This is a genomic window from Fluviicola sp., from assembly GCF_030151805.1.
Taxonomy (GTDB): Bacteria; Bacteroidota; Bacteroidia; order Flavobacteriales_D; family Crocinitomicaceae; genus Fluviicola.
In genome coordinates this window covers 1-10008 of sequence record NZ_JASLCN010000238.1, presented here as the reverse complement: position 1 = coordinate 10008, position 10008 = coordinate 1, and the positions used below count along the sequence as shown (strand labels likewise).

10 protein-coding genes are annotated in these 10008 nt (G+C 40.1%); 2 read left to right on the top strand and 8 right to left on the bottom strand.

The features are described 5' to 3' along the window. Positions 1 to 774: RecQ family ATP-dependent DNA helicase (locus Q1V93_RS09170; protein ID WP_300663978.1), on the bottom strand; the 774-nt coding region annotated here is incomplete at its 3' end. Positions 775 to 1172: 398 nt separating this feature from the next. On the opposite strand from Q1V93_RS09170, the gene Q1V93_RS09165 reads away from it, so the two are divergent. Together Q1V93_RS09165 and Q1V93_RS09160 are read left to right on the top strand one after the other, a co-directional pair. Next, the gene (locus Q1V93_RS09165; RefSeq protein WP_300663976.1) at positions 1173 to 2240 is read left to right on the top strand and encodes a branched-chain amino acid aminotransferase; all 1068 of its coding nucleotides are present in this window, start codon (positions 1173 to 1175) and stop codon (positions 2238 to 2240) included. A 110-nt stretch (positions 2241 to 2350) separates the two neighbouring features. Next, positions 2351 to 3730 carry a hypothetical protein gene (locus tag Q1V93_RS09160; protein ID WP_300663974.1) on the top strand — a complete coding sequence of 460 codons (1380 nt, stop codon included), beginning with the start codon at positions 2351 to 2353 and terminating at the stop codon, positions 3728 to 3730. A 190-nt stretch (positions 3731 to 3920) separates the two neighbouring features. On the opposite strand, the gene Q1V93_RS09155 is transcribed toward Q1V93_RS09160, so the two are convergent. The 7 genes from Q1V93_RS09155 to Q1V93_RS09125 all read right to left on the bottom strand — a co-directional run bounded on the left by Q1V93_RS09155 (position 3921) and on the right by Q1V93_RS09125 (position 9853). After that, positions 3921 to 4514 (bottom strand): WbqC family protein, encoded by a 594-nt coding sequence (locus Q1V93_RS09155; protein WP_300663972.1) that lies wholly within the window; start codon positions 4512 to 4514, stop codon positions 3921 to 3923. Position 4515: 1 nt separating this feature from the next. Further along, the gene (locus Q1V93_RS09150; RefSeq protein WP_300663970.1) at positions 4516 to 6387 is read right to left on the bottom strand and encodes a S26 family signal peptidase; all 1872 of its coding nucleotides are present in this window, start codon (positions 6385 to 6387) and stop codon (positions 4516 to 4518) included. Positions 6388 to 6392: 5 nt separating this feature from the next. Beyond that, positions 6393 to 7115: a 4-hydroxy-tetrahydrodipicolinate reductase gene (dapB, locus tag Q1V93_RS09145; RefSeq protein ID WP_300663968.1), complete on the bottom strand. Its 723-nt coding sequence runs from the start codon at positions 7113 to 7115 to the stop codon at positions 6393 to 6395. A 40-nt stretch (positions 7116 to 7155) separates the two neighbouring features. Further along, positions 7156 to 7707 (bottom strand): DUF5683 domain-containing protein, encoded by a 552-nt coding sequence (locus tag Q1V93_RS09140; protein ID WP_300663966.1) that lies wholly within the window; start codon positions 7705 to 7707, stop codon positions 7156 to 7158. Beyond that, positions 7707 to 8627 carry a ParB/RepB/Spo0J family partition protein gene (locus tag Q1V93_RS09135; RefSeq protein WP_300663964.1) on the bottom strand — a complete coding sequence of 307 codons (921 nt, stop codon included), beginning with the start codon at positions 8625 to 8627 and terminating at the stop codon, positions 7707 to 7709. The genes Q1V93_RS09140 and Q1V93_RS09135 overlap by 1 nt, the downstream gene beginning before the upstream one ends. After that, positions 8617 to 9429: an AAA family ATPase gene (locus tag Q1V93_RS09130; protein ID WP_124745568.1), complete on the bottom strand. Its 813-nt coding sequence runs from the start codon at positions 9427 to 9429 to the stop codon at positions 8617 to 8619. The genes Q1V93_RS09135 and Q1V93_RS09130 overlap by 11 nt, the downstream gene beginning before the upstream one ends. 112 nt (positions 9430 to 9541) lie before the next feature. Next, positions 9542 to 9853 (bottom strand): DUF3276 family protein, encoded by a 312-nt coding sequence (locus Q1V93_RS09125; protein ID WP_300663961.1) that lies wholly within the window; start codon positions 9851 to 9853, stop codon positions 9542 to 9544. Between the last annotated feature and the right edge of the window lie 155 nt (positions 9854 to 10008).

Below are 10008 nucleotides of genomic sequence, written 5' to 3'. Positions count from 1 at the left end.
GTACATATTCGCTTTTACTTTTTGAGATTGAAGATAAATCATCACGTCTTTCACACTTTTGCGTGTCTGACAATAGACAATTCCAACATCATTCGGGTTCTTGTGGATCCATTTCGTAATCGCGTCCAGTTTGTTCGATACATGATACACTTCATAACTGACGTTGTTCCGTTCAAAAGAAGCTTCAAAGATCTCCGGATTTTTTAGTTTCAAATGTGTGGCAATATCTTCCTTCACTTTTGGAGTTGCGGTGGCAGTAACAGCAATGATCGGAACGTCAGGATGGAACTCGCGCAGTTTCGGAATTTCCATATAAGCAGGTCTGAAATCATGTCCCCATTCCGAAATACAATGGGCTTCATCCACTACAAACAAGCCAACTTCCATCTGTTTGACCCGTTCCTGAAACAATCTGGTCTGAATTCGTTCCGGGGAAATATACAGAAAATCCACCCCTCCGAATTTCGCATTGTCGAGTAAAATGTCAATTTCCCTGAATGACAAACCACTAGTCAAAGCCTTTGCACGAATGCCTCTTTTTTGCAGCTGATTTACCTGATCTTCCATCAAAGCAATCAAAGGAGAAACCACGATGGTAATTCCTTCGCGTGCAATTCCGGGAATTTGAAAACAAATGGATTTCCCGCCGCCCGTAGGTAAAAGAGCAATAACGTCTTTTCCATAAATGGAAGCGTCAATAATCTCTTCCTGCAAAGGTCGAAATTGAGAGTAACCCCAATAGTTGGAAAGAATTTCTTCGCTCTTTTTTGACATAAAGTCTGGTTTTACAGCTCTTTTTTGATATGGGACGTCCCGATAGCTATCGGGATTGCCCAACGATCTCGTTTAATTAGTTTGTCGTATTCAAGTTCTGCAAAATTAAGGTTTCAGACCAGTTAGCAGACACCGTATTTTCGGAAACGGTTAATTTTAAGTAAATCGACGCTAGATCAACGGAATCTGTTTGCATAAAGTTTTTGATGAAAATGCCACCCGGAGTGAATAAAATAATTGCTCCGGTCCGGAAAAATTCAGTAAATGAATGAATAGTAAGTTGATGCATTTGTTTGAATACATTAAAAATAGTTGTTGTTACAAATATTGGAATTACTTCCGGAATCGTAATAGAATCCTCAACTTATTTAGGTATATTCGCATAACTATTAGTCGTTATGATACATCAAGACACAATAAAAGTGACTCGCGCCCAAGAGTCAAAATTAAGTGCTGTTGATTGGAATAATTTACCTTTTGGAAAAGTCTTTTCTGATCATATGCTCATCATGGATTACAAAGATGGTGCGTGGCAGGAACCGGAGATTATGCCTTTCGGTCCTTTGTCAATGCATCCGGCTACATCAGTGATTCATTACGGTCAATCTATTTTTGAAGGATTGAAGGCGTATAGAATGGATAACGGTGAAGTTGCAATCTTCCGTCCTGATATGAATGCGAAGCGTTTTGAGGAATCATGTGCACGTATGTGTATGCCTGTAATTCCTGAAAATGTATTTGTAGAACTGACACGTAAGTTTGTAGAGACAGAAAGTGAGTGGATTCCAAATAAAGAAGGTTATTCTCTGTATTTAAGACCTTTCCTGTTTGGAATTGACGAATATATCGGAATTAAACCTTCAGATACGTATCGCTTCGTGATTTTTGCCTGCCCGGTTGGAGCGTATTACAACGAACCTGTAAATGTAAAAATCGAGGAGTTCTACACCCGGGCATCTGTTGGAGGAGTTGGAAGAGCAAAAACTGCAGGTAACTATGCCGCAGCTTTGTATCCTGCAAAATTGGGACAGCAAAAAGGATATCATCAGTTGATCTGGACAGACGGGAAAACGCACGAATACATTGAAGAATCAGGAACAATGAACGTGATGTTCGTCATCGACGGGAAATTGATCACTCCTTCTGAAGAAAGTGACACGATTCTGAGAGGAATTACGAAACGTTCGGTTGTTGAAGTTGCCCAAATGTGGGGGATGCCGGTTGAAGAACGCAACGTTTCTGTTGCAGAAGTAGTTCAGGCACACAGAGAAGGTCGTTTGACAGAAGCTTTCGGGGCAGGAACGGCAGCAACGATTGCACACATTGCAAAAATCGGGTACCGCGATGAAGATTTGATTCTTCCTCCGATCGAATCCAGAACTTTCTCCTTGAAAGTGCATGCATACCTGGATGATTTAAAAGCAGGAAAAGTAGAAGACAGTTTTGGCTGGCTTTGTAAGATATGAGCTTATTGCTTTAAAAAAGAAGGGACGCGATGTATTGCGTCCCTTCTTTTTTATTTCTCCTTTTTTATGGAAATTTGCAATCAACCGCATCTTTATTGAAATTTGAAGCCATGAAATCTATTTTGCTCCTTGTAATTCCGGTTTTGTTTTCAATTCCTGCATTCAGTCAAACAACCATTCGCATTATTGCAAAAGACAGGAGCAACGGAGACGCTGTTTCGCGTGTTTTCATCCGCCAATATCAAAATGACTCACTGGTCAAATCCCAATACACAAACTTAAAAGGAACGGCTTTCTTTTCAGTTTCTACGAAAGAAGCTACCCGTTTTGAATTAGAGCATATTGCATTCAATCCGCTGGATCAGATTCCGACAAAGATCTATTCCGGAAAACCAACCGATACACTGACGATTAAAGTGAGAATGCACTACAGTAAAGAGCATTTGATTGACGAAGTAGTCATTAAACCGATCGGAGTTCCGGATACGGTTTTTGAATCTACGCGTGTTTCCGTAACCGATTTCGAATTTTTACCGGATGATAATCTCCTTTTATTGACTTACCCGAAGAATTTGAAAAAAGGAACCGAACTGGTTCTTTTCGACGGGTTCAATTTGCTGGGAGAAATCCAATTGCCGGAAAAAGGGCAGGAGTTGATCCGTGACTATAGGGGAAATCCGCATGTAGTTACCGAAAAGAACGTGTTTGGGATCACGGAAAACAATAAACGAATCCAGATCGCACAAATTGAAAAGCAGTACTACATGACGTATATTGCGCCAATCATTGACACTTCATTAACAAAGTATTATTTCTCCAATTTCAATCCCAATTATCCGGCATTTGAGTATTTCACCTTTGACATCGTTGATTCAACCTATCGCAAAATTGCCAAAGTTCAGGATGATCTGATGATGGAACTGTATCGCTCAGAGTTTAAGTGGGTAGATATACGCACGAAATTGTGGGCAAAGGAACGGGAGAATGAAACCGGAATCGACAAAGAAATCTGGGTAGGAATGTACTATTTTACGAATTCCATTTATTACAAAGAATTGTACGCTCCGATGTTTGAACGAAACGATTCGGTATTCTTGTTTGATCATTACAAGAATTTGATGTTTACTTATTCTTACAAAGGAGATTTGTTAGACAGCATTCCGATTTACTATCATTTGCAGCCGAAGGAAAACGGATGGAAGAAACATTTGATCCAGGATTATGAAACAGGGGAGATTTTTATTCATTATGAAATTGCAGGAAAAGCACAGTTAAGACATATCGATACAAAAACCGGGAAGTTGAGTCTACCGATTCAATTGCATTTCAAATACCCGGAAAATATTCAGATAAAGGGAAACAGTGTTTATTACATCTACAGACCTTTTGAATCGACCCAGAAAAAGTACTTATACCGGGAACGGCTTCCGTTCGAATTTACGTCTCAAAAAACAAATAAAGGCACTTTGGTGGAGATGGTAAAGCCCTAAAAGCGTAAATGGAGTCAAGACGGGCGTCCTAACTCCATTCACTAATCAACCTAACCTAACCACCTAAATCATAACAAATATACAACAAGAAATTTAATATGCAATATCCCGAATGGAAAAAAGCAGATAAAAAATCATTAAAAAAGTTAATGGATTAATAATCAGTTAATTAATTTTTAAGAAAATACCGTTAAATGATTGTCTTTCTTCCTATAGGTCCTTCGCAGAACAACAAATCGAGGATAGATACCTGGGTGTGAAAGTGTTTTTCGCCAAATAAAACTTGTGTGTATTTCCCATCCATTTCCAATAACTCATAGTCGGAATTCCGGAAATCAAGCGAATGGGAAAAATGATATGCTTCCGTGTAAGATGTAGAAACGGGCAGCTGGTAAACCGTTAAAAAGAACTGAGTAATGGCTTGATCAAAATCCACCAGGAAGCGGTGTTTTTGAAACAATAGTTGTTCAATATCTGAAGCATAATGCTCGAAATAGGGGGCAGAAGAATAGGCAGTTTTCAATGCTTTCCAATGAATCAAAGGCCAGTTTTGCTGGTAAGAGACCAGCACATCTCTTGTAATAGTTTTAGAACCATTTGGTCTTTCAAGCGGCATTGTCAGAATCTGAGGTCCCTGGGATCCGAGAATCACCATCCGGTTCCGGAAAGTCTGTTTCGGAAAATGATCACACGTTTCAAAAGCTATTTGCCCGTGTTTTACCAGGTCCTGAAAATACCGGACACTCCCAAAATAAGCTATAGGAAATATAGCTTGCGCATCCATTTTACTTGATTACATTAAAGACGCGATCCCAACGAACTCCGGATGAACCTTTTGAGAACCAAACGATGGAAGCTCTACCAACTACGTGATCTTCAGGAACACAACCCCAAACTCTTGAATCTGCCGAGTTGTAACGATTGTCTCCCATTAACCAATAGTAATTCATGGCAAATGTATACGTACTTGCTTTTTTACCATCAATGTAGATTCCGTCTGCTTTCTCCTGCAATTTGTGGCCTTCGTATGCTGTGATGATTCTTCTGTACCAGGCAATGTTCTCCGCTGTCAATTTCACAACAGCTCCTTTTTTCGGGATTCTGAATTTGGTGAAATCAGTTGTTGTGTTGTTTACATGAAGATCTTTCGGGAAATAATCCAGGTTATGGATCAATTCTGAGTTGGTAGGTTTACTGCCCGGTGTATCAGAATACTGAGGCTGTAAACTCAATGTAAAGATTGTCTTCGAAGCCATTTTCTTCAACTCACTTAATTTGGAGTCAGTCAGGTAAACAATTTCCACTCCGTTCTGACCGATGATGTAATCTCCGTCATTCACGTTTAACCCAATTGCATTCAATTTGCTTTCAGATAATGACTCTCCGGATACTTGGTATGCCATGTTTTGATTCGGCGCTTTGTATGCCGGTTTTCCGTTTACATACAAAACAGAACTTTTGATCTCGATTTCATCTCCGGGAAGAGCAACACAACGTTTGATGTAGTTCTCACGTTTGTCTACCGGACGATAAACAATTCCGGCATGCTTGATGTAATTCAATCCTGCTTCAGGCATTCCTCCACGGGAATAGGTTACACCACTTGCAATTCCGATGCGTGCTTTTTGTCTCCAGAATTCAATATTCGAAATAAATTCACCTCCCAGGCTATCCAGAATCAATGTTTCAAAACTAGCTCCTGTTGCCATGGAACGTTGATTCAGAATCTGCATTGCTTCAGCATGATTTTGATTTAAAGTCTGAAACCAGTAATACAACGCTTCGCTGTTTACTACCTGGTGGTAATCATGTCCCATCAAACCATTTGGAACCCGCGGGTCATAAATTGCAGTATCTCCGGAAGGATAATTGAAAACCATGACATCGTTTCGGTGTACATTCCCAAATCCGGGAAGACGATAGTAATTCGCCGTTTCAATCGTCAAATAAGATTTCACGTTGATCCATGGAATGGTGTTGTGAACCAAAGGAAAGGAGAGGGGAGTTACGGGGACTTTCGCTCCGTAAGACAATTTGTTCACAAACAGGAAATCTCCGACCAATAAGGTTTTTTCCATGGAACCGGTAGGAATCTGGAATGGTTCGAATACGTAAGTACGGATAATACTTGCTGCAACCAACGCAAAAACAATGGAATCTCCCCATTCTTTAATAGCAGATTTCTTCCCGATGCGTTTTGATCTGAAAGAAAGAATATAAGCAACCGCATGACCGATTACAGGTAAAGCCAAAAACAAAACAACATGATCGCTATTCGTTCTTTTCGCTGCTTCCACCGGACTAGCCCAATTAGTTGGTGCTAAAACCGGTAAAGTGGCATCGTTCGCATTGGCAATTTTCCACAGAATCAAGTAAGGGAAGAAAATCCCCTGTAAAGTGTCTCCAATGGAAAAGAAGCCGAATCTTCTGATATATGAAAGGTTTGCAACCATCCACATCACTAAATGAATTCCCGGAATGAACATCAATAAAGACCACCATGGTTTCCCTGATCCGAATTTGAAAATGATGTAGTAATTGTAAACCGGTACAAATGCGTGCCACGATTTCGCTCCGATGCGCTCAAAGGATTTCCACCAAAGAGCAATGATCGGATGAATAAGAATTAAGAATAGGTAATAATAAAGAATATTCATAAGGCTTAAAATGCTAGTACGTCACGCATGGTATAAATTCCTTTCTTGCCGAAAAGAAATTCTGCCGCAATAACGGAGCCCAGGGCAAAACCATCTCTGGAATGTGCTTCGTGACTCAAGGTTAAAGTATCTATTTTTGAAATATACGAAATGGTATGTGTGCCGGGAACATCCGGTTCTCTCAACGCCTGAATCGGAAGTTCTTCAGCAGTAACTGCCGGCCATGAACCGGTTTTCGCTTTCCAGGAAGTGTAATTCTGATTGTTTTCAATCAATCCTTGTGCTAAAGAAACTGCAGTTCCGCTCGGAGCATCTAATTTCTGAACGTGATGAATTTCTTCGATCTGCGCTTTGTATTCCGAATGCGAAGACATCAAAGCGGCCAATTTCTCATTGATATGGAACAAAATATTCACACCAACACTGAAATTGGAAGCATGCAGCAACGAACCGTTCTTTTCAGAAACAAGTTTGGAAATGCGATCCAGTTCACTTTGCCACGCGGTAGTTCCGACTACAATCGGAACTTGTTTCTCAATGCAGGTTTCCATGTGTTTAACAACGAGTCCAGGCTGGGTGAATTCGATTGCAACATCTGCAATTGTAAGATCAACCTGATCAATGGTGTTTTTAGAATCAATTTTATAAACGATCGAATGTCCTCTTTCCAAAGCAATGCGTTCGATTGCTTTTCCCATTTTCCCGTATCCGATTAATCCTATTTTCATGTAGCGCAAAAATACTGTTTTCAGCTTCCTATCCTAACTTTTAACGAAATTTAAATTGAAAGGAAACTCCGTACGACATAGAGTTGTACATCGTTGGGCGAATGGAAAGTGATAAATCTTCACTGATGTCAAAATTGACAAAGTGAGCTTCGATACTTGCATCCACAATATTCAATAAATAAACCAATCCGATCCCGAGTATGGCAAAATCGCGTCTGTTTCGATGCTGCGCGTAAAGCGTCAATAAACTTTGGCTGTCGTATTCCAAAAAGTTTGCGGGAGCATTCCCGACTTTTCTGGATTCGTATTCTGCCTTGTAATCGTTCTTCAGCGAGTTATTTTTGATGGCAAAATAAGTCGTAGCCCCCAAACCGGCATAGATCAACGGAACTTTCCAAAATGCCTTCTTTTTGCCCTTAGGCATGGCAATGTGATTGTAGATTTGTCCCGATCCCGGAACAACTGCAGAGAAAAGAGCCGCTTTTTTCCAGGAATGTGTTTTAACCGTATCAGCCTTAACAGTCAGTGAATCTTGTGCATTGACTTTTGCAGAAAGGCAAAACAGGATGATGACTCCAAGGAAATAACGCATTAGTTGGATTTATTCAATAACTCAATGATTCGGTTTAAATCTACCTCAGATGAGAAATTGATCATGATTTTTCCACTTCCTGAATGTGCTTTTTTGATTTCGACTTTTGAAGAAATGCGGTCACTCAGATGATTTTTAAACACTTCCTGGATGGATGTAAGCTCCGGTGTTGCAGCCACTTTTGGTGCATTCGGAACTTCTTCAGTACCTCTGGAAGTATTGGTACGGATCAATTCTTCAATTTCTCTAACGGATAATTGAAAATCAATAATCTGACGATACAAATCCAATTGCCGGTTTTCATCACCTGCAGAAACAAGTGATCGGGCATGTCCCATGGAGATTAAGTTATCACGTACTCCCAATTGAATTTCAGCCGGAAGTTTCAATAAACGCAAATGGTTGGTAATACTTGTTCTTCCCTTGGAAATCTTTTGAGACAACTGATCTTGTGTCAATCCGATCTCGTCAATTAATCGTTGGTAAGAAAGCGCCACTTCGATTGCATTCAGGTCTTCACGCTGAATATTTTCAACCAAAGCCATTTCAAGCATTGCCTGATCGTTTGCAACGCGGATATATGCAGGAACTTCTTCTAATCCTGCCAATTGAGACGCTCTGAAACGTCTTTCACCGGAGATTAGCTGATACTTATCTTTTCCAAGTTTACGAACTGTCAATGGCTGAATGATTCCATGAACAGCGATGGATTCTTTCAGTTCGTTCAAAGCATCCTTCTCGAAATTAGTTCGCGGGTTAAACGGGTTAGCCTCAATCGAACCGATCGGAAGAAGGGCAACGCCTCCGGAGCTGGCTGCCGGTGCAGTTGATGATGGTGTTGTAATATCGTTTGAGGAACCGTCCAATAGAGCTCCCAAACCTTTACCTAAAGCTGAACGTTTTTTCGGATTAGATGTCATTTCCTACTTGAAATTGTTTGTCGTTATTACCGATTTTTGTTAAATCGTTTCGTTGAAGAATTTCGCGTGCAAAATTCAGATAATTGATTGCGCCTTTGCTTGTAGCATCATGCAATACGATGGTTTCTCCAAAACTGGGAGCTTCCCCTAATTTCGTGTTCCGGTGAATCACCGTATCGAAAACCAGATCCTGGAAGTGTGTTTTCACCTCTTCAACTACCTGGTTTGCCAAACGCAAACGCGTATCGTACATGGTTAACACGATTCCTTCGATTTCCAATTCCGGATTCAATCTTCCCTGGACAATTTTGATCGTGTTCAATAATTTCCCCAAACCTTCCAAGGCGAAGTACTCGCATTGTACCGGAACCATCACCGAATCTGCAGCTGTAAGCGCATTTACGGTAATCAATCCAAGAGAAGGGGAGCAGTCGATGATGATAAAATCATATTGATCTTTGATTTTATCCAAAGCCTGCTTCAACATGTGCTCTCTGTTGGGCATATTGATCATTTCCAACTCAGCACCAACCAGGTCAATGTGCGAAGGAATGATATCCAGATTCGGATTGTTTGTAGGAATAATCAACTCTGACGGGTGGACATCGTTGATTAAGCAATCGTAAATGTTGCGTGAGTTTTTTGGATCCAAACCAACACCAGACGTAGCATTTGCCTGCGGATCGGCATCGACCAACAATGTTTTGTACTCCAAAACACCAAAACAACCACCCAGGTTAATTGCTGTAGTTGTTTTACCAACACCACCTTTTTGATTCGCTATTGCGATTATTTTACCCATAAGAGCACTGTAAATTTGAGGATAAAGATACGTTATTGAAATGACCTAAACGGTATTTGTTTTCGCTATTTTTTCAACGAACCGGATGTTGAAAGATTGTTTGGAAGTTTTCCTATAAATCTTCAAACTTCACTCCGCTTGCATAAGAAGAATCGGAGTTTTCGTTTGTATTCAGTTCATTTGCTTTGTTCATTACCTCTAAAAGTGTTTCCGAAAATTTCTCAAAATCCTCTTTGTAAAGAAAAATCTTATGCTTTTGAAAGACTTCTTTTCCGTTCAGCAGAACTTTTTTGCTTTCGGTAACTGTAATATAGTGGTCTTGCCCTTTAGTAGCTTTTATATCAAAGAAATAAGTTCGCTTTCCAGCTTTTACTACTTTGGTAAATACTTCCCTCTGAGCATCATAATCGTGTTCGTTTTGCATAGTTTATTTTAAGGTTGCAGCAAAACAAATATGCTTTTTTATTTACTTAAATACAAGATTTACAAGAATATTTTTACTTTTTCGCTTTTTTCTTTTTGCGATATCCCAACGTGGATGAAGGGTCTTTTTCTTTCTTGCTGCCTTTTCTGGCTTCG

Excerpts from the sequence above, each read along its gene's own strand:
- Q1V93_RS09165 (WP_300663976.1), top strand. The coding sequence starts at position 1,173 with ATGATACATCAAGACACAATAAAAGTGACTCGCGCCCAAGAGTCAAAA.
- Q1V93_RS09160 (WP_300663974.1), top strand. The coding sequence starts at position 2,351 with ATGAAATCTATTTTGCTCCTTGTAATTCCGGTTTTGTTTTCAATTCCT.
- Q1V93_RS09155 (WP_300663972.1), bottom strand. The coding sequence starts at position 4,514 with ATGGATGCGCAAGCTATATTTCCTATAGCTTATTTTGGGAGTGTCCGG.
- Q1V93_RS09150 (WP_300663970.1), bottom strand. The coding sequence starts at position 6,387 with ATGAATATTCTTTATTATTACCTATTCTTAATTCTTATTCATCCGATC.
- dapB (WP_300663968.1), bottom strand. The coding sequence starts at position 7,115 with ATGAAAATAGGATTAATCGGATACGGGAAAATGGGAAAAGCAATCGAA.
- Q1V93_RS09140 (WP_300663966.1), bottom strand. The coding sequence starts at position 7,707 with ATGCGTTATTTCCTTGGAGTCATCATCCTGTTTTGCCTTTCTGCAAAA.
- Q1V93_RS09135 (WP_300663964.1), bottom strand. The coding sequence starts at position 8,627 with ATGACATCTAATCCGAAAAAACGTTCAGCTTTAGGTAAAGGTTTGGGA.
- Q1V93_RS09130 (WP_124745568.1), bottom strand. The coding sequence starts at position 9,429 with ATGGGTAAAATAATCGCAATAGCGAATCAAAAAGGTGGTGTTGGTAAA.
- Q1V93_RS09125 (WP_300663961.1), bottom strand. The coding sequence starts at position 9,853 with ATGCAAAACGAACACGATTATGATGCTCAGAGGGAAGTATTTACCAAA.